At 69.8% G+C, this 17,954-nt stretch carries 17 protein-coding genes and 1 rRNA gene; 7 read left to right on the top strand and 11 right to left on the bottom strand.

The features are described from left to right. Positions 1–7: 7 nt before the first annotated feature. From ACX12L_RS03105 to argS, 6 genes are all read right to left on the bottom strand, one after another. The gene (locus ACX12L_RS03105; protein WP_459261293.1) at positions 8–1,561 is read right to left on the bottom strand and encodes an RNA polymerase factor sigma-54; all 1,554 of its coding nucleotides are present in this window, start codon (positions 1,559–1,561) and stop codon (positions 8–10) included. Positions 1,562–1,610: 49 nt separating this feature from the next. After that, on the bottom strand, positions 1,611–2,411 hold the full coding sequence (gene lptB / locus ACX12L_RS03100; RefSeq protein WP_459261292.1) for an LPS export ABC transporter ATP-binding protein: 801 nt from the start codon (positions 2,409–2,411) through the stop codon (positions 1,611–1,613). Further along, positions 2,408–3,052: a lipopolysaccharide transport periplasmic protein LptA gene (gene lptA, locus ACX12L_RS03095; RefSeq protein WP_459261291.1), complete on the bottom strand. Its 645-nt coding sequence runs from the start codon at positions 3,050–3,052 to the stop codon at positions 2,408–2,410. The genes lptB and lptA overlap by 4 nt, the downstream gene beginning before the upstream one ends. Before the next feature lie 118 nt (positions 3,053–3,170). Further along, a complete protein-coding gene (locus tag ACX12L_RS03090) occupies positions 3,171–3,827 on the bottom strand; it encodes a thiol:disulfide interchange protein DsbA/DsbL (protein ID WP_459261290.1) in 657 nt (218 codons plus the stop codon). A 60-nt stretch (positions 3,828–3,887) separates the two neighbouring features. Further along, on the bottom strand, positions 3,888–4,526 hold the full coding sequence (locus ACX12L_RS03085) for an SPOR domain-containing protein (protein ID WP_459261289.1): 639 nt from the start codon (positions 4,524–4,526) through the stop codon (positions 3,888–3,890). A gap of 12 nt (positions 4,527–4,538) precedes the next feature. Next, the gene (gene argS / locus ACX12L_RS03080) at positions 4,539–6,242 is read right to left on the bottom strand and encodes an arginine--tRNA ligase (RefSeq protein WP_459261288.1); all 1,704 of its coding nucleotides are present in this window, start codon (positions 6,240–6,242) and stop codon (positions 4,539–4,541) included. A gap of 124 nt (positions 6,243–6,366) precedes the next feature. Here argS and ACX12L_RS03075 point away from each other — a divergent pair, with 124 nt between their 5' ends. Then, positions 6,367–6,693: a PsiF family protein gene (locus ACX12L_RS03075; RefSeq protein ID WP_013520833.1), complete on the top strand. Its 327-nt coding sequence runs from the start codon at positions 6,367–6,369 to the stop codon at positions 6,691–6,693. A gap of 57 nt (positions 6,694–6,750) precedes the next feature. Here the strand turns inward: ACX12L_RS03075 and ACX12L_RS03070 are convergent, their stop codons facing one another. Continuing rightward, on the bottom strand, positions 6,751–7,206 hold the full coding sequence (locus ACX12L_RS03070) for a DUF2214 family protein (RefSeq protein WP_459261287.1): 456 nt from the start codon (positions 7,204–7,206) through the stop codon (positions 6,751–6,753). Positions 7,207–7,299: 93 nt separating this feature from the next. Beyond that, positions 7,300–8,643: a dicarboxylate/amino acid:cation symporter gene (locus ACX12L_RS03065; RefSeq protein ID WP_459261286.1), complete on the bottom strand. Its 1,344-nt coding sequence runs from the start codon at positions 8,641–8,643 to the stop codon at positions 7,300–7,302. 200 nt (positions 8,644–8,843) lie between these two features. Between ACX12L_RS03065 and ACX12L_RS03060 the strand changes: the two genes are divergently transcribed. After that, on the top strand, positions 8,844–11,504 hold the full coding sequence (locus ACX12L_RS03060; RefSeq protein WP_459261285.1) for a hybrid sensor histidine kinase/response regulator: 2,661 nt from the start codon (positions 8,844–8,846) through the stop codon (positions 11,502–11,504). A gap of 84 nt (positions 11,505–11,588) precedes the next feature. Here ACX12L_RS03060 and ACX12L_RS03055 read toward each other — a convergent pair whose 3' ends face one another. Continuing rightward, a complete protein-coding gene (locus tag ACX12L_RS03055) occupies positions 11,589–12,227 on the bottom strand; it encodes a LuxR C-terminal-related transcriptional regulator (RefSeq protein ID WP_459261284.1) in 639 nt (212 codons plus the stop codon). Between the two features lie 16 nt (positions 12,228–12,243). After that, complete coding sequence (locus tag ACX12L_RS03050) at positions 12,244–13,182, bottom strand: LysR family transcriptional regulator (protein ID WP_459261283.1); 939 nt, start codon at positions 13,180–13,182, stop codon at positions 12,244–12,246. A gap of 234 nt (positions 13,183–13,416) precedes the next feature. Here ACX12L_RS03050 and ACX12L_RS03045 point away from each other — a divergent pair, with 234 nt between their 5' ends. The 5 genes from ACX12L_RS03045 to ACX12L_RS03025 all read left to right on the top strand — a co-directional run bounded on the left by ACX12L_RS03045 (position 13,417) and on the right by ACX12L_RS03025 (position 17,743). Continuing rightward, positions 13,417–15,615 carry a malate synthase G gene (locus ACX12L_RS03045; RefSeq protein WP_459261282.1) on the top strand — a complete coding sequence of 733 codons (2,199 nt, stop codon included), beginning with the start codon at positions 13,417–13,419 and terminating at the stop codon, positions 15,613–15,615. Between the two features lie 103 nt (positions 15,616–15,718). After that, a complete protein-coding gene (locus tag ACX12L_RS03040) occupies positions 15,719–15,976 on the top strand; it encodes a cysteine-rich CWC family protein (protein WP_459261281.1) in 258 nt (85 codons plus the stop codon). Next, positions 15,952–16,140, top strand: coding sequence for a 4-oxalocrotonate tautomerase (locus ACX12L_RS03035; protein WP_013520841.1), 189 nt, complete (start codon positions 15,952–15,954; stop codon positions 16,138–16,140). Before ACX12L_RS03040 ends, ACX12L_RS03035 begins: the two co-directional genes overlap by 25 nt. A 22-nt stretch (positions 16,141–16,162) precedes the next feature. Continuing rightward, positions 16,163–16,951: a DUF169 domain-containing protein gene (locus tag ACX12L_RS03030; protein WP_459261279.1), complete on the top strand. Its 789-nt coding sequence runs from the start codon at positions 16,163–16,165 to the stop codon at positions 16,949–16,951. Between the two features lie 24 nt (positions 16,952–16,975). Continuing rightward, entirely contained in the window at positions 16,976–17,743 is a 768-nt protein-coding gene (locus ACX12L_RS03025; RefSeq protein ID WP_459261277.1) for a class II glutamine amidotransferase, read from the top strand. A gap of 98 nt (positions 17,744–17,841) precedes the next feature. On the opposite strand, the gene rrf is transcribed toward ACX12L_RS03025, so the two are convergent. Then, positions 17,842–17,954: ribosomal RNA gene (gene rrf / locus ACX12L_RS03020) — 5S ribosomal RNA — on the bottom strand.

Here is a 17,954-nt window from a genome sequence, read left to right as displayed (position 1 = left end):
TCTCTTTCTATAGCGCCTTGCGCAGGTTGGCGGGCGCGATCTTCAGCGCCTCGCGGTACTTGGCCACGGTGCGGCGCGCGCACTCTATGCCCTGTTCCTTGAGCATGTCGGCGATCTGGCCGTCCGACAGCGGCTTGTGCGGGTCCTCGGCGGCGACGAACTGCCGGATGAGCGCGCGCACCGCCGTGCTCGACGCGCTGCCGCCGGTCTCGGTGCCCAGGCCCGAGCCGAAGAAGTACTTGAGCTCGAACGTGCCCTGGGGCGTGGCCATGTACTTGGCCGTGGTCACGCGGCTGATGGTGGATTCGTGCAGGCCGAGCTCGTCGGCGATCTCGCGCAGCACCAGCGGGCGCATGGCCAGCTCGCCATGCACGAAGAAGTTCTTCTGCCGCTCCACGATGGCGCTGGACACGCGCAGGATGGTGTCGAAGCGCTGCTGTATGTTCTTGATGAACCAGCGCGCCTCCTGCAGCCTGGCCTGCAGCGCCTGGTGGCCGTCGCCTTTGCTGCCGCCGCGCAGGGCGTTGGCGTAGACGTCGTGCACGCGCAGGCGCGGCATCACGTCGGGGTTGAGGCGGACGCTGAAGCTCTGCTGCGCGCCGCGCCCGGTCTTCCGGACGATCACGTCGGGCACGATGACGTTGCGCTCCACGTCGGCGAAGCGCCGCCCGGGGCGCGGCTCCAGCCGTGCGATCAGCGCCATGGCGGCGCGCGTGCAGTCGTCGCTGCTGCCTGCGGCCTGGGCCAGGCGGCGCACGTCGCGCCGCGCCAGCAAGTCGAGCGGCTGGCGGCAGATGCACAGCGCGGCCTGGATCACCTCGGGGTCGCCCTCCTCTTCCCGGTCCAGCGCCTGCAGCTGCAGCGTCAGGCATTCGGCCAGCCCGCGCGCGCCCACGCCCGCGGGCTCCAGGCTCTGCAGCAGGCGCAGGGCCACGGTCAGGCGGTGCATCAGCTCGTCGAGCTGCTCGGCGTCGCCCTCGTCCGCCAGGCTCGCGGCCAGGGATTCGAGCGGCTCGTCCAGATAGCCGTCGTCGTTGAGCGAGCCGATGAGAAAGCGCAGCGCCGCCATGTCCAGCTCGGACAGGCGCAGCGCCAGGGCCTGGCGCTCAAGGTGGTCGGCGAGCGATTCGTGGCCGTGCGCGAGGTCCGCGGCGTCGGCCTCGTCGCCATCGCCGGAGCCGCTGCCGGCGCCTGCGGGCGCATCGCTCCCCCACTCGCGGTCGTCGCCCGGGATGTCGGTGTCGCCGTCCCAGTCGGTGGGCGCGGCGATGTCGGGCATTTCAGCGTCGTTTTGGCCTTCATCGCCCGACCAGTCTGCGTCGGCAGCTCCTGAAGGCGTAGCATCCTCGGCCTGGCTGCCGCGCTCGCCCGCAGGGGGCGCGCCCGGCTCCTCCGGCGGCGCATCGTCCTCCGAGCGCTCCAGGAAGGGGTTTTCGTCGAGCATCTGCTCGACCTCCTGCGCCAGCTCCAGCGTGGACAGCTGCAGCAGGCGGATGGACTGCTGCAGCTGCGGCGTGAGCGCCAGGTGCTGCGAGACGCGCAGCGACAGGCTGGGTTTCATGGCCCGGCACCCGCCGTCCGGCCTTGTGTCGTACCGCGGCCCATGTCTCTCACATGCGGAAGTGCTCGCCCAGGTAGACCCGGCGCACTTCCGCGTTGTCGACGATTTCCGACGGCGTGCCCTGCGCGAGCACATGGCCGTCGCTGATGATGAAGGCGTGGTCGCAGATGCCCAGCGTCTCGCGCACGTTGTGGTCGGTGATGAGCACGCCGATGCCGCGCGCCTTCAGGAAGCCGATGATGCGCTGGATCTCGATCACGGCGATCGGGTCGATGCCCGCGAAGGGCTCGTCCAGCAGGATGAAGCGCGGCTGCGTGGCCAGCGCCCGGGCGATCTCCACGCGGCGGCGCTCGCCGCCCGACAACGCCAGCGCGGGCGACTGGCGCAGGTGGTCCACGCGCAGCTCCTGCAGCAGCTCGGTGAGCCGGCGCTCGATCTCGCCGCGCGGCAGCGCCCGGCCGTCCGCGCCGGTCTGCAGCTCCAGCACCGCGCGCACGTTGTCCTCCACGTTAAGCTTGCGGAAGATCGACGCCTCCTGCGGCAGGTAGGACAGGCCCAGGCGCGAGCGCCGGTGGATGGGCATGTTGGCCACCGAGTGGCCGTCGATGCGGATGTCGCCGCCGTCGCTGCGCACCAGGCCCACGATCATGTAGAACGACGTGGTCTTGCCCGCGCCGTTGGGGCCCAGCAGCCCCACCACCTCGCCCTTCTGCACGACCAGCGACACGTCCTTGACCACCTTGCGGCTGCCGTAGGACTTCTGCAGGTGCAGCGCCTCCAGCCGGCTGGCGCCGTCCTGCGGCGCCCCGGGCGCGCCCTGCGTGCGCGTCTCGTCCACGACCGCGCTCACTGCGTGCCGCCCAGGCTGGGAGTGGGGCGCAGCACGGGTGGCTCGGCGCGCGCGGGCGGCGGCGCCGTGCCCGAGGCCGGCTCCTTGGGCGACAGCACGGCGCGCACGCGGCCGCCGGGCGTGCCCGCGCTGGTGCCGGCCGGCGCGGTCTTCTGCCCGTCCACGGTGAACACGTCTGTGAGGTTGTTGTAGACGATGACCGCGCCCTTGACTTCGTCGGTGAGCTGGGCCTCGCGGTAGCGGCGCAGCTCGGCGCGGCGGATGAACTTCACGGTGTCGGCACGGCCGTCGTATTCGATGACCTCGCCCTCGCCCTCGACGAACTCGTCGGGCTGGCCCGGCGGCGTGTCGCGCTTTTGCCGGAAGAAGGCGCGCTTGCCCGATTCGGCCGTCACCACGCCGTACTGGAAGCCATCGGGATCCTGGCGCACGTCCAGCTGCGCGCCGCGCAGCACGATGCTGCCCTTGGTCATGACCACATGGCCGGTGAACACGCTGGTCTGCTTGAGCTCGTCGTGGCGCAGCGCATCGGCCTCGATGTTCATGGGCTTGTTGCGGTCAGCCTTCTCGGCATGCGCGCCCGGCAACCAGGCCAGTGCCAGGGCGCCAAGCAGAAGGAGGGAGGGCAGTCGGATTCTCATAGGGCACGATTCTTGCGGTCATTGTACTGACGCATTCGCCGCCGCCAGAGCCAAGCCCGGTGGACGCAAATAAAAAGCGCGCCCGGGGGCGCGCCTCGTGCCGGGCAGACGCGCGGCGTCACCCCTTGCGCGCCACGCCGGCCAGGTACTCGACGATCTGCAGCACGTTCTGCATGTTGCCGGCCATGGTGCCGTCGGTGTAGTAGCGGCCCGCCACGCCCATGGAGGGCACGCCCTCGATCTGGTAGGCATCCTGCAGCTGCGAGGCCTTGCGCACCTGGTTGGCGACGGTGAAGGAGCCGTAGACTTCCTTGAACTTCGCCACGTCCACGCCCTGCTTGGCGATCCAGTCGAAGATCAGGTCGTCCTTGTTCAGCGCCTGCCGCTCCACGTGCACGGCACGGAACACCTTGGCGTGCAGTTCGGGCAGCTTGCCCATGCCCTCGAGCGCGTAGTAGAGCTTCTGCTGCGGCACGAAGCTGGCGTTGAAGGCGACGGGCACGCGGCGCACCTGCAGGTCCTTGGGCGCGGTCTTGACCCATGCCTCGAAGCTGGGCTCGAAAGTACTGCAGTGCGGGCAGCTGTACCAGAAGAACTCGATCACCTCGACCTTGCCGGCCGGCGCCTCGGTGGCCGCGGGCTTGCCCAGCTTGACGTAGTCCTTGCCCTCCTTGAACTGGCGTGCCTGCGCCAGGGCGGGTGTGGCGATGGGCAGACCCAATGCGGCGGCGGTGGCCGCAGAGGCGACGGACAGGGAAAACTCACGGCGTTTCATGGGTAGGGGTCACTCCAGGGTCGGTATGGAAGGTTGTGAGCATCGGCCAGGGCAAAAAGTTCAGCGCTGCACCCGCACCAGCGCCGAGTCCACGCCCGCGCCGTCGAGTTTTTCCTTCAGCGACTCGGCGTCGTCGCGCTTGGCGAACGGGCCCACGCGCACGCGGAACACCGTGCGGCCATTGGTCTCGCGCTCGCTCACGCGCGCCTCCCAGCCCAGCATGGCCAGCTTGGCGCGCTGCGCGTCGGCATCCTGCTGGGTGCGGAAGGCCCCGGCCTGGACGAAATACTGGAACGGGTCGGTCCCGGCGGACGCGGGTGCGGCGTTGGCCTTGGCGCGCGCCAGGTCGCCCAGGGGGTCCGCCGACGGCTGTGGCGTACTCGCCCGGTTGTCGGCCGTGCGCGGCGCAGGCGCCGCGGCGGATGCCGCCGGCTCGGCCGGGGTGGCCACCACGGCCCCCTCGGGCGCGCTGGCCGGTGCGGCAGGGCGCGCCGGGTTCTTGCCGTACAGAGGGGCGTTCGGGTCCCAGTTCTTGTTGCGCTGCGCCTCGTCCTGCTCGGACGCGCGCGTGCCGTTCTTGTTCAGGAAGGGCACGGGCACCTTGGTCACGTAGACGGCAACGGCCAGCGCCGCCCCCAGCCCGACGATCACCCCGAGGATGAAGCCCACGATGGTGCCGCCGCGTTGCTGCTTTTTCATATCAGTGGTCACTCACATTCTGGCGGGCGCCGACACGCCCAGCACCGCCAGGCCATTGTGCAACACCTGGGCGGTGGCGGCGACGAGGGCCAGGCGCGCCAGCCTGACCGGCTCGTCGTCCACCAGAATGCGCTCGGCGTCGTAGTAGCTGTGGTAGGCGGCGGCCAGGTCGCGCAGGTAGAAGGTGACGTCGTGCGGCGCGTTGCCGGCGGCCGCGGCCGCGAGCATCTCGGGGTACCTGGCCAGCAGCAGCATCAGCGCCTGGGCCTGCGGCCCCTCCAGCGGGGACAGGTCCACGTCCCTGAGCGCGCCCACGTCGCAGTCTTCGCGCCAGCCGCGCAGCACCGAGCAGATGCGCGCATGGGCGTACTGCACGTAGTACACGGGGTTGTCGTTGTTCTGCGCCACTGCCAGGTCCACGTCGAAGGTGTACTCGGTGTCGGGCTTGCGCGAGAGCAGGAAGAAGCGCACGGCGTCCTTGCTGGTCCACTCGATCAGGTCGCGCAGCGTGACGTAGCTGCCCGCGCGCTTGCTGATCTTGACCTCCTCGCCGCCGCGCACCACGCGCACCATGGTGTGCAGCACGTAGTCGGGGTAGCCCTGGGGGATGCCCACGTCGGCCGCCTGCAGGCCGGCGCGCACGCGGGCGATGGTGCCGTGGTGGTCCGTGCCCTGGATGTTCACCACCTTGCGGAAGCCCCGCTGCCATTTCTGGATGTGGTAGGCCACGTCGGGCACGAAGTAGGTGTACGTGCCGTCCTGCTTGCGCATGACGCGGTCCTTGTCGTCGCCGTAGTCGGTGCTCCTGAGCCACAGCGCGCCGTCCTGCTCGTAGGTCTTGCCGTTGGCGACCAGGCGGGCCACGGTGGCATCGACGTGGCCGTTGGCGTAGAGGCTGGACTCCAGGTAGTACTCGTCGAATCGCAGGTTGAACGCCTGCAGGTCCTTGTCCTGCTCGTTGCGCAGGTAGGCCACGGCGAACTGGCGGATGTTGCCCTCATCCTCCACGTCGCCATTGGCCGTGAACGCGCGGTCGTCGGCCTTGACGGTGGCCTTGGCGAGGAAGGCGTTGGCGATGTCCTGGATGTAGTCGCCGTTGTAGAAGTTCTTGGCCAGCGGGTTGTCGGCGTCGGTGGGCCAGCAGTCGTCGCCGGGCTTGAAACCCTTGGCGCGCAGCTGCGTGCTCTTGGTGAGCGTGTCGATCTGCACGCCCGCGTCGTTGTAATAGAACTCGCGGTGCACCTGCCAGCCCTGGGTGGCGTACAGGTTGCTGATGGCGTCGCCGATCGCGGCCTGGCGGCCGTGGCCCACGTGCAGGGGGCCGGTGGGGTTGGCCGAGACGAATTCCACGAGCACCTTCTCGCCGCGCGCCGGCTGCATGCCGAAGCGCGCGCCCTGCGCCAGCACCTCGCGCACGACCTGCTGCTTGGCGGCATTCTTGAGCCGGATGTTGAGGAAGCCCGGGCCGGCGATCTCGATGGCGCCCACCCATTGCGCGAAGGCGGGCGTGGCCTCGAGCGCGGCCTTGAGCTGTTCGCCCAATGCGCGCGGGTTCTGCTTCAAGGGCTTGGCCAGCTGCATGGCGGCCGTGCAGGCGAGGTCGCCATGGGCCGCCACCTTGGGCGATTCGAAGGCCGCGCGGCTGCCGGCGCCTGGCGACAGTCGTTCCAGCTCGCCGGCCAGCGCCGCGAGCAATTCCTGTTTGACGGAGAGCATGGGTGCGAATTCTACGGGGCGTCCCGTCATCCAACGGCGCCGCCCCCGCGTTATGCTGGGTGACCCGCAAGGCGCCGCGGCGCCGGCGGGCTCTTCACCATTCCCCTTTTTGCAGGAGCATTACATGAAGAAACTGCTTCCCCTGCTGGCTGCCGCCGGCCTTGCCTTTTCGTTCGCCGCACGGGCGGCCGACGCCCCCGCAGCCGGCGCCTCGGCACCGTCCAAGGCCCCCACGGCCCAGCAGAGCAAGATGAAGACCTGCAACGCCGAGGCCGGCGACAGGAAGGGCGACGAGCGCAAGGCCTTCATGAAACAGTGCCTGAGCGCCAGCAAGCCGGCCACGCAGCAGGACAAGATGAAGAGCTGCAACGCCGACGCCAAGACCAAGAAGCTCCAGGGCGACGAGCGCAAGGCCTTCATGAAGGAGTGCCTGAGCAACAAGCCGGCCTGACCGGCAGACTGCGCCACACGGCCCCGCGCGCCGCCCAGCCCGCGGGGCCTGTCTTTTTCAGCGCGTTCCCACGCCCCGGGCGAGGAATACGGCCAGCAGCGGTATCAGCGCCATGATGTGGGCCTCGACCATGACCAGGCGGCGCGTGCCGCGCACGGCCTCCTGCGACGGCAGGGTGCCGTGGGCGCGCAGGGCGCGGCGCCAGCGCAGGAAGCGCAGCGTGGGAACGATGGACATGAGCGCGATCACCACGAGCAGCGTCACCTTGGCATGCAGCAGCGGCTGCGACCAGTACCAGGCCGTGCCCTTCATGCCCCACCAGGTGCGCGCCAGGCCCGTTGCCAGCATCAGGGCCGCGGAGATGCCGTAGAGCAGGTCCACGCGCGCCAGCCGCTCGACCACCGCCGCGTTCATCCACTCCATGCGGCACAGCGCGGTCTCGCTCGCCAGGAAGGTGGCGGCCATGAGGAAGGCCATGATGTGTGCATAGGCCAGCAGGGCTTCGGTGGTCATGAAGGGGCTTTCGTCTTTCGTGGCAGTCGGCAGTGTGCGCGATCCTAGCCGGGGTGCCGGCCCCTCTTCAACCCATGGCCTCTGCGGGGGCAATCAGGCCACGGCGCCCACCGGCGTTTCGGCAGCCGGGACCAGGACCGGGGCCGGCAGCGGACGGCCGTTCAGCGCCGCATCGAGCCGGCCATGGTCCAGCGCGTTCTCCCAGCGCGACACCACCACGGTGGCCACGGCGTTGCCCATGAAGTTGGTGAGCGAGCGGCACTCGCTCATGAATCGGTCCACGCCCAGGATCAGGGCCATGCCGGCCACGGGCACCTCGGGCACCACGGCCAGGGTGGCGGCCAGGGTGATGAAGCCCGCGCCGGTCACGCCGGCCGCGCCCTTGGAGCTGAGCATGGCCACCAGCAGCAGCGCCACCTGGTGGCCCAGCGTCAGCTCGGTGTTGGTGGCCTGGGCGATGAACAGGGCGGCCAGCGTCATGTAGATGTTCGTGCCGTCCAGGTTGAAGGAGTAGCCCGTGGGCACCACCAGGCCGACCACCGACTTGTCGCAACCGGCCTTCTCCATCTTCTCCATCAGCGAGGGCAGGGCCGACTCGGACGAGGACGTGCCCAGCACCAGCATCAGCTCGGCCCTCAGATAGCGGCCCAGCTTGAGCACGGAGAAACCACACAGGCGCGCCACGATGCCCAGGACGACCACCACGAACAGCAGCGAGGTGACGTAGAACGACCCCACCAGCCAGGCCAGGTTGACCAGCGAGCCCAGGCCGAACTTGCCGATGGTGAAGGCCATGGCGCCGAAGGCGCCGACGGGCGCGGCCTTCATCACGATGCCCACCACCTTGAACATGGGCGCCATGAGGGCGTCCAGGAAGTTCAGCACCGGCCGGCCCGGCGCGCCCACCAGGGCCAGCGCGATTCCGAACAGCACCGCGACCAGCAGCACCTGCAGGATGTTGTCGCCCACGAAGGGGCTGACGAGCGTCTTGGGGATGATGTCCAGCACGAAGCCGGACAGCGTCATCTCGTGCGACTTGGCCACATAGGTCTTGACGGCCGTCTGGTCCAGATCGGCCGGGTTGATGTTCATGCCCGCGCCGGGCTGCACCACGTTGGCCACCACCATGCCCACGACCAGGGCCAGCCCGGAGAAGAACAGGAAGTACGCCATGGCCTTGCCGAACACGCGGCCCACGGTGCTCAGCTGCGACATGCCGGCGATGCCGGTGACGATGGTCAGGAAGATCACCGGGGCGATGATCATCTTCACGAGCTTGATGAAGGCGTCGCCCAGCGGCTTGAGCATCTCGCCGTAGGCCGGCTCGAAATGGCCCAGCAGCACCCCCAGCACGATGGCGAGCACCACCTGGAAGTACAGTTGCCGGTAGAAGGGCAGCCGCACGGGCTGGGCTGCGGAGGCGGGAATGGCGTGCATGGAAAGCTCCGGAATGGACGGGAACTGCACCACCGGGGTGCGTCGAGGGAGCCGTTTGTACCGCCGCGCGCTTTTCGAGCCGATAACCTATTGGTATTAGCCGCAGATGCCGCCACAGGGAGCGGCCCACCACGAATCAGGGTAAATCCCTAGGAGCGCCCCGCACCACCCCGGCCACCGACGAACACCGCCATCCCCCCATGACCACATTCCTTCGCCGCAAGTTCCTGACCCTGCTGATCCTCCTGGCCGGCATGGCGGGCAGCATGTTCGCGGCCGGCCAGTGGGCGTGGCGGCACTCGCTGCGCGAGGAGAGCGACAGCGTGCAGCGCCAGCTGGCCCTGTACGGGCAGACGCTGTCCCAGCGCATCGACCGCTACCGCACCCTGCCCGAGGTGCTGGCGCTGGACGCGCAGCTGCGGGATGCCCTGAGCCGCCCGCTGAGCCCGGCGCAGGTGGAGCGGCTCAACCGCAAGCTGGAGCAGGCCAACGGCGCGAGCCAGTCCTCCACGCTCACCCTGCTCAACCGCGACGGCCTGGCCGTGGCCGCGAGCAACTGGCGCACGGCCAACAGCAACGTGGGCGTGGACTACAGCTTCCGCCCCTACGTGCAGCAGGCGCTGGCCCAGGGGCGCGGGAGCTTCTACGGCATCGGCGTGACCACGGGGGTACCGGGCTACTTCCTCTCGCAGGCCATCCGCGGCGACGGCGGCCGCATCCTGGGCCTGGTGGCCATCAAGATCGCGCTGCAGGAGCTGGAGCGCGAGTGGCTGCAGGCGCCGGACATCGTGCTCGCGTCCGACGCACACGGCGTGGTCTTCCTGGCCAGCCAGGACGCGTGGCGCTACCGCCTGCTGGAGCCGCTGGACGCGGAGGGGCGCCGCGAGCTCGCCGCCACGCGGCAGTACGCCGACCAGCCGCTGCGCCCGCTGGAGTACCGCGTGGCGGGCCGCATGGACAACGGCGGCCGGCTCGTCAGCGTGCAGGCCCCCGCCCTGCCCGGCCGCGTGCTGTGGCAGAGCCAGCCGCTGCCCGGCACGCCCTGGCAGCTGCACCTGGTGCACGCAACGCAGGGCAGCGTGGCCGACAGCCGCTGGGCCGCGGCCGCCGGCGCCGGCGGCTGGCTGGCGCTCTTCCTGCTGGCGCTGTTCGTGCGCCAGCGCCAGCGCCTGTCCGCCCTGCGCCAGCGCAGCCGCCAGGAGCTGGAGGCCGTGCTGCGCCAGCACGCGCAGGAGCTGCGCACCGCGCAGGACGGCATCGTGCAGGCCGCCAAGCAGGCGGACACCGGCCTCTCGCGCAGCCTGGAGCACCTGCCGCAGGGCGTGGTCATCATCGATGCCGACCTGAACCTCGTGGCCTGGAACTCGCGCTACGTGCAGCTGTTCCGCTACCCCGCCGACCTCATGCGCGTGGGCCGGCCCATCGAGGCGCTGCTGCGCCACAACGCCCGCCGCGGCCTGCTGGGCCCCGGCCCGGTGGATGAAGCCATCGAGCGGCGCCTGGCGCACCTGCGCAGCGGCACGCCCCACCTGCACGAGAGCGCCAAGGACGACGGCACAGTGCTGGAGATCCGCGGCAACCCGCTGCCCGAGGGCGGCTTCGTCACGAGCTATGCCGACATCACCAGCTACAAAAACGCCGCGCGCGAACTGCGCTCGCTGGCCGATGCGCTGGAGCGGCGCGTGGCCGACCGCACGCGCGACCTGGACGCCGCCCGCCGCGAGGCCGAGCAGGCCAACCGCTACAAAACCCGCTTCGTCGCCGCCGCCGTGCACGACCTGCTGCAGCCGCTGAACGCCGCGCGCATGTTCACCTCGCTGCTGCGCGGCCACCTGCGGGACGATGCCGAGCGGCACGCCGTGGACAGCATCGACGGCGCGCTGGCCGCGCAGGACGCCATCCTGGGCAGCCTGCTGGACATCGCGCGCATGGAGTCCGGCCAGATGGAGGTGCGCATCCGCGACGTGGCCCTGGGCCCGCTGCTGCAGGTGCTGGGCCACAACTTCGGCGTGCTGGCCGAGAGCCGGGGGCTCAAGCTGCGCTGCGTGCCCACCCGCTGCGTGGTGCGCACCGACGAGAACCTGCTGCGCCGCATCCTGCAGAACTTCGTCTCCAACGCCATCCGCTACAGCCGGCGGGGGCGCATCGTCGTGGGCTGCCGGCGCGACGGCCGCGGCCACGTGCGCATCGAGGTGCATGACCAGGGCCCGGGCATCCCCGAGGCGCTGCAGCGCGAGATCTTCGAGGAATTCCGCCGCCTGGACGAGGGCCAGGGCGGCGACCGGGGCGCGGGCCTGGGCCTGGCCATCGTCGAGCGCCTGGGCCGGCTGCTGGGGCACCCGATCGGCCTGCGCTCGCAGCTGGGCCGGGGCAGCGTCTTCTCGGTACGCGTGCCGCTGGGCGACCCGGCCGCCGTGCAGCCCGCCGGCCCGCCGGACGCGGCCTCCGAGCAGGTGGACGACGCCCCGCTGCGCGGCGGCAGCGCCTGGGTGGTCGAGGACGACGGCCCCACCTGTGCCGCCACCCGGGCCCTGCTGCAGCGCTGGGGCTGCCAGGTGCCGCTGGCCGGCGGCGCGCCCGAGGCGCTGGCCCGGGCCCGGCCCGGCCAGGCGCCGCAGCTGGTGCTGCTGGACGTGCACCTGGGCGGCGGCCACCATGGCCCCGACGTCTATGCCGAGCTGTGCCGGCGCTGGGGGCAGGCGCCCGCCGTGATCCTGGTCACCGCCGAGCACGACGCCACGCTGCGCCGGCAGGCGGCCGAGCGCGGCTGGGGCTTCCTCGCCAAGCCGGTGCGCGCGCCCGCGCTGCGGGCCCTGATGAGCCAGACCCTGCTGCGCCTGCGCCAGGGCGGTCCGGAATGAGAGTCCACCAAAAACAATAGCTGTAAGCGTTTACCGGATAAGCGCCAGAGGCCATTTTTACCATCACCCCAGGCACCCGGAAGATCACAGCCCGTTGTCGGCCTCCAGGCTCTTGACCAGCACGGCCGCCTGCGTGCGGCTGTAGCACGCCAGCTTCTTGAGGATGGCCGTGACGTGCACCTTGACGGTGTTCTCGGCCAGGCCCAGCTCCGCCGCGATCTGCTTGTTCAGCAGGCCGTCGGCCAGGCACAGCAGCACGCGGAACTGCTGCGGGGTGAGCTGCGCCAGGCGGCTGGCCAGCTCCGCGTCGGCTTCGGAGCGCTCGGCCGCCATGGGCGGGAACCAGCTGCCGCCGTCCAGCACCTTCTCGATCGCTTCGCCCATGGCCTCGGCCGGGGCGGACTTGGGGATGAAACCGGCCGCGCCGAACTGCTGGGCGCGGCGGATCACGCGCGGGTCGTCGTTGGACGAGATGACCACCACCGGCAGTTCGGGGAATTCGCCGCGCACGTGCAGCAGCGCCGAGAAGCCGCGCGCGCCCGGCATGCTCAGGTCCAGCAGCACGAGCTCCACCTCGGGGTGCTCCTGCAGCGCCGCGCCCAGCGTGGCCGCGCTGGCGGCCTCCAGCGTGCGCAACCGCGGCAGGCGCTCGTGCAGCACATGCAGCACGGCGGTGCGGAACAGGGGGTGGTCGTCGGCGACCAGCAGCGTGGGCCCGGGCATGGCGGATTCGCTCCCGTCAGGCGCCGGGCGCTGCGCGCCAGAACGCGGGCTGCGCGTAGTGGTGCTTGAGGTATTCGATCCACAGCCGCACGCGCAGCGGCAGGTGCTTGCGCTGGGGAAAGACCACGTAGATGCCGTTGGGCGGCGCGGCGAAGTCCTCCAGCACGGCGACGAGGCGGCCGGCGGTGATCTCGGATTCGACCTCCCAGGTGCTGCGCCAGGCGATGCCCCAGCCGCCCAGGCACCAGTCGTGCAGCACCTGGCCGTCGGAACAGTCCAGCGGCCCGCCGGGCTTGAAGTGCACGACCTCGGTGGCGCCGCCGCCGTCCGCCACCGGCACGCGGAAGGCCCAGCCGCGCGTCTGCGAGGCGTCGCTGGACAGCGTGAGGCAGTCGTGCTGCGCGAGCTCTGCCGGATGCAGGGGCGTGCCGCGCCGCTGCAGGTACTGCGGCGTGGCCACGCACAGGCGCCGGTTGTCGGCCATGCGCACGCTGACGAGGGACGAGTCGGGCAGGTCGCCCACGCGCACGGCGCAGTCGTAGCCCTCGCCGGCCATGTCCACCACGCGGTCGGAGAGGTTCAGCGAGATCGTCACGTCCGGGTGCAGGTCGCGAAAGCGCGGCACCAGCGGCGCCACGTGGCGCCGGCCGAAACCCGCCGGCGCCGTGACGCGCAGATGCCCCGTGGCCTTGACGCCGCCGGCGGACACGCTGGCCTCGGCATTGGCCACGTCCGCCAGCAGGCGCTGGCAGTCGTCCAGGAAGGCGCTGCCCTCGTGCGTGAGGGTGATGCGCCGCGTGGTGCGCACCAGCAGCTTGACGCCCAGGTGCTCCTCCAGCGCGTCCAGGCGCCGGCCCATGATGGCGGGCGCCACGCCCTCGGCCTTGGCCGCCGCCGTGAGGCTGCCCCTGGTGGCCACCGAGACGAAGGATTCGAACGCTTTGAGTTTGTCCATGAGTGCAAGCCAAATCGACCTGTAACGCCTGTCCAGTCAGCGCTGGCAGCTATCGATTTTATGACCGACCACGACGCTTGGCGAGTGAGATGGCAGTGTGACCAATCTTTGCCAAAAAGTCATTGGTTTAGAGATATTGACGCAATTTATTAATGGAAATATTTCTAATACAGTGTCATGCAAGGCTCCGCATCGCGGGGCACGGCTTTGTCAAACGATTGCTAGGGGCTTCTCATGACCGCACGTACCCAAGTCCACGGCCTGCAGGTGGCCAACGAACTGCACGCCTTCATCAACCAGCAGGTGCTGCCCGGCACCGGCGTCGATCCCGCAGCCTTCTGGAAGGGTTTTGACGCCATCGTCGCCGATCTCGCGCCCAAGAACGCCGCCCTGCTGGCCGAGCGCGACCGCCTGCAGAAGGAGCTGGACACCTGGCACAAGGCCAACCCCGGCCCCATCGCCGACATGGTGGGCTACCGCGCCTTCCTCTCGCGCATCGGCTACCTCGTCGAGCCGCCCCAGGGCGCCAAGGCCAGCACGGCGAACGTGGACGCCGAGCTGGCCATCCAGGCCGGCCCGCAGCTCGTGGTGCCCATCCTGAACGCGCGCTATGCGCTCAACGCGGCCAATGCGCGCTGGGGCTCGCTCTACGACGCGCTCTACGGCACCGACGTGATCGGCGAAGAGGGCGGCGCCGAGAAGGGCAAGGGCTACAACCCCGTGCGCGGCGCGAAGGTGATCGAATTCGCGCGCAACTTCCTGGACCAGGCCGCGCCACTGGCCGCCGGCTCGCACAAGGACGCCGCGGCCTACAGGGTGGAGGGCGGCAAGCTGGCCGTCGCGCTCAAGGATGGCGGCGCCACCGGCCTGAAGGACGCCGCGCAGTTCGTGGGCTACCAGGGCGACGCGGCAGCGCCCTCGTCCGTGCTGCTGGTGAACAACGGCCTGCACATCGACATCCGCATCGACCGCGGCACCCCCATCGGCAAGGGCGATGCCGCCGGCGTGGCCGACGTGGTGGTGGAGGCGGCCCTGTCCACCATCCTCGACCTGGAGGACTCCGTGGCCGCCGTGGACGCCGAGGACAAGGTGCTGGGCTACGGCAACTGGCTGGGCATCCTCAAGGGCACGCTGACCGAGACCTTCGAGAAGGGCGGCAAGGCCATGACGCGCGGCCTGAACCCCGACCGCGAGTACACGGGCGCCGACGGCAAACCGGTGAAGCTGCACGGCCGCTCGCTGATGTTCGTGCGCAACGTGGGCCACCTGATGACCAACCCCGCCATCCTGTGGGGCGCCGAGGGCAAGGAGATCCCCGAGGGCATCCTGGACGCCGTGGTCACAACGGCCATCGCGCTGCACGACCTCAAGGGCCTGGGCACGCCGGGCATCCGCAACAGCCGCACGGGCAGCGTCTACATCGTCAAGCCCAAGATGCACGGCCCGGCCGAGGTGGCCTTCGCCAACGAGCTGTTCGGCCGCGTCGAGCAGCTGCTGGGCCTGCCCGACAGCACCGTCAAGCTCGGCATCATGGACGAGGAGCGCCGCACCTCGGTCAACCTCCAGGCCTGCATCGCCGCCGCCAGCACCCGCGTGGCCTTCATCAACACGGGCTTCCTGGACCGCACGGGCGACGAGATGCACACCGCCATGCACGCCGGCCCCATGATCCGCAAGGGCGACATGAAGACCAGCGCCTGGATCCAGGCCTACGAGAAGAGCAACGTGCTCGTGGGCCTGTCGATGGGCCTGCGCGGCAAGGCCCAGATCGGCAAGGGCATGTGGGCCATGCCGGACCTGATGAAGGCCATGCTGGAGCAGAAGATCGCCCACCCCAGGGCGGGCGCCAACACCGCCTGGGTGCCCAGCCCCACGGGCGCCACGCTGCACGCGCTGCACTACCACCAGGTGAAGGTGAGCGACATCCAGCAGGAGCTGGAGAAGACCGACGCATCCGCCGAGCGCGACAACCTGCTGGCCGGCCTGCTCACCGTGCCCGTGGCTGCCTCCCCGAACTGGAGCGAGCAGGAAAGGCAGCAGGAGCTGGACAACAACATCCAGGGCATCCTGGGCTACGTGGTGCGCTGGGTGGACCAGGGCGTGGGCTGCTCCAAGGTGCCCGACATCAACGACATCGGCCTGATGGAAGACCGCGCCACCCTTCGCATCTCCAGCCAGCACGTCGCCAACTGGCTCCTGCACGGCATCGTGACCGAAGGCCAGGTGCGCGCCACCTTCGAGCGCATGGCCGCCAAGGTGGACCAGCAGAATGCCGGTGACCCGCTGTACCAGCGCATGCACGGGCGCTTCGGCGAATCCATGGCCTACCAGGCCGCCTGCGACCTGGTGTTCAAGGGCGTCGAGCAGCCCAGCGGCTACACCGAGCCGCTGCTGCACGCCTGGCGCCTGAAGGTCAAGGCAGCCGCCGCCTGATACTACATAAAAAATAGCTGCCAGCGCTTACCACAAGGGCGCCGCAGGCTATTTTGACCAACAACGGCACCCGCGGGTGCCGTTGTGCTTCTACACTGCCGCCATGCCCGAATCCAACAGCGTCCAGTGCCCCCTGTGCGGCCAATCCAACCAATGCGCCATGGCCGCCGGCCTGGCCCCGGCGCAATGCTGGTGCATGACCCGGCCCGTGGCGCCCGAGGCATTGCAGCGGCTGCCGCCCGAGCGGCGCGGCCTCGCCTGCATCTGCCCGCAATGCGCGCGCCCCGTGCCGGCCCCAGCCGATATGATCGAACACCCCACTTCCGAGGATCACCCATGCCCACCTATCACATCGAAATGATGGAAGGCCGCACCGTCGAGCAAAAGCGCAAGCTGGCCGAAGAAATCACGCGCGTCTCGGTCGAGATCCTGGGCGGATCGCCCGAATCCGTGGACATCCTCATCACCGACGTGAAGCGCGAGAACTGGGCCACGGGCGGCAAGCTCTGGCTGGACCGCCAGTAGCCCGCCAGCGTCCGGGCCGCTCATGGAAACCGCCAGCACCCCCATCGACGGCACTGCGCTCACCGACGCGCTGATGCGCCTGCTGCGCCTGAAGACCACGCCCGTGGCCCTGCAGATGTTCGAACGGGTCGAGGACATGCAGGCCGTGCCCCGCATCCGCCGCCCCGACGGGACCATCCACACCGCCGACCAGATCGTCGGCCAGGCGGCGCGGCTGGGCTTCACCGTGGGCATCACCGCCGACGACCTGGTCGGCCCGCAATGCAGCACCGTGCTCGGCCTCGCGCCCCGCAGCGAGGAGTGGCTGCGCGGCGAGCCCATGGCGGGCGTCTGGTTCGCCACGCAGGAAGACTCCGCCACGCACCAGCAGGCCATGCACTGCGTGCCCCATGGCCGCTACCAGGCCATGGCCGTCTCGCCATGGAACAGCGGCCGCCTGCCCGCACCGGACATCGTGCTCGTCTATGCCAATCCGGCGCAGATGATCCTGCTCATCAACGGCCTGCAATGGTCGGGCTACCGCAAGCTCGAATGGGGCGCCGTGGGCGAATCGGCCTGCGCCGACTCCTGGGGCCGGGCACTCGCCACGGGCGAACCCAGTCTGGCCCTGCCCTGCTTTCCCGAGCGGCGCTACGGCGGCGTGGCCGACGACGAACTGCTGCTGGCCCTCAAGCCGGCGGACCTGGCCAAGGCCATCGCCGGGGTCGAACGCCTGGCCGCCAACGGCCTGCGCTATCCCATCCCTCCCTACGGCACGCAGATGGACGTGCGCGCCGGCATGTCGCGCAGCTATGGCGGCAGGAAGGCCTGATCCCCCTTCGCACCGAGATCCGCCATGTGCCAACTGCTCGGCATGAATGCCAACACCCCCACCGACGTCACCTTCAGCTTCACCGGCTTCGCACGGCGCGCGGGCCACACGGCGGACCATACCGACGGCTGGGGCATCGCCTTCTTCGAGGGACGGGGCCTGCGCCACTTCGTGGACCATGAGCGGGCAGTGGACTCACCGGTGGCCGAGCTGATCCGCCGCTACCCCATCAAGAGCCGCAACGTCATCGCCCACATCCGCAAGGCCACGCAGGGCGTGGTCAGCCTGGAGAACTGCCACCCCTTCGTGCGCGAGCTCTGGGGGCGCTACTGGGTGTTCGCGCACAACGGCGACCTGAAGGACTTTCGCCCGCGCCTGCACGCCCACTTCCACCCCGTGGGCAGCACCGACAGCGAACATGTGTTCTGCTGGCTGATGCAAGAACTGTCCAAGTCCCACGCCGGCATGCCCAGCATCGAGGAGTTCACGCTCACGCTGCGCGAACTGGCCGCACGCATAGCGCCGCATGGCACGTTCAATTTCCTGCTCTCCAATGGGCAGGCCCTGTGGGCGCATGCGTCCACCCAGCTGTACTACATCGAGCGCCGCCACCCGTTCTCGCAGGCCCAGCTGTGCGACGAGGACCTGCGCGTGGACTTCTCGGCGCACACCACGCCCAACGACAAGGTCGCGGTCGTGGTCACGGCGCCGCTCACATCCAACGAGCAATGGACCGCCTTTCAATCCGGCGAGCTGCGGGTATTCGTGGAAGGCGAGTGCCTGCCAACGTGAAGCATCAAGCGCAGCAAAGGCCACTCCACTGCGCTCTTCCCCCAAAAGCAAACCGCCCCCCTGGGCGAATGCACAGGGGGGCGTTTTGGGCTGTAAGAGCCTGACGATGACCTACTTTCACACGGGGACCCGCACTATCATCGGCGCGAAGTCGTTTCACTGTCCTGTTCGGGATGGGAAGGAGTGGTACCGACTTGCTATGGTCATCAGG

The organism is Alicycliphilus sp. T452 (genome assembly GCF_054512775.1).
This window is presented reverse-complemented; position numbering and strand designations above follow the sequence as displayed.

Coding starts and splice junctions, on each gene's coding strand:
- ACX12L_RS03105 (WP_459261293.1), bottom strand. CDS start 1,561: ATGAAACCCAGCCTGTCGCTGCGCGTCTCGCAGCACCTGGCGCTCACG.
- lptA (WP_459261291.1), bottom strand. CDS start 3,052: ATGAGAATCCGACTGCCCTCCCTCCTTCTGCTTGGCGCCCTGGCACTG.
- ACX12L_RS03090 (WP_459261290.1), bottom strand. CDS start 3,827: ATGAAACGCCGTGAGTTTTCCCTGTCCGTCGCCTCTGCGGCCACCGCC.
- ACX12L_RS03085 (WP_459261289.1), bottom strand. CDS start 4,526: ATGAAAAAGCAGCAACGCGGCGGCACCATCGTGGGCTTCATCCTCGGG.
- argS (WP_459261288.1), bottom strand. CDS start 6,242: ATGCTCTCCGTCAAACAGGAATTGCTCGCGGCGCTGGCCGGCGAGCTG.
- ACX12L_RS03075 (WP_013520833.1), top strand. CDS start 6,367: ATGAAGAAACTGCTTCCCCTGCTGGCTGCCGCCGGCCTTGCCTTTTCG.
- ACX12L_RS03070 (WP_459261287.1), bottom strand. CDS start 7,206: ATGACCACCGAAGCCCTGCTGGCCTATGCACACATCATGGCCTTCCTC.
- ACX12L_RS03065 (WP_459261286.1), bottom strand. CDS start 8,643: ATGCACGCCATTCCCGCCTCCGCAGCCCAGCCCGTGCGGCTGCCCTTC.
- ACX12L_RS03060 (WP_459261285.1), top strand. CDS start 8,844: ATGACCACATTCCTTCGCCGCAAGTTCCTGACCCTGCTGATCCTCCTG.
- ACX12L_RS03055 (WP_459261284.1), bottom strand. CDS start 12,227: ATGCCCGGGCCCACGCTGCTGGTCGCCGACGACCACCCCCTGTTCCGC.
- ACX12L_RS03050 (WP_459261283.1), bottom strand. CDS start 13,182: ATGGACAAACTCAAAGCGTTCGAATCCTTCGTCTCGGTGGCCACCAGG.
- ACX12L_RS03045 (WP_459261282.1), top strand. CDS start 13,417: ATGACCGCACGTACCCAAGTCCACGGCCTGCAGGTGGCCAACGAACTG.
- ACX12L_RS03040 (WP_459261281.1), top strand. CDS start 15,719: ATGCCCGAATCCAACAGCGTCCAGTGCCCCCTGTGCGGCCAATCCAAC.
- ACX12L_RS03035 (WP_013520841.1), top strand. CDS start 15,952: ATGCCCACCTATCACATCGAAATGATGGAAGGCCGCACCGTCGAGCAA.
- ACX12L_RS03030 (WP_459261279.1), top strand. CDS start 16,163: ATGGAAACCGCCAGCACCCCCATCGACGGCACTGCGCTCACCGACGCG.
- ACX12L_RS03025 (WP_459261277.1), top strand. CDS start 16,976: ATGTGCCAACTGCTCGGCATGAATGCCAACACCCCCACCGACGTCACC.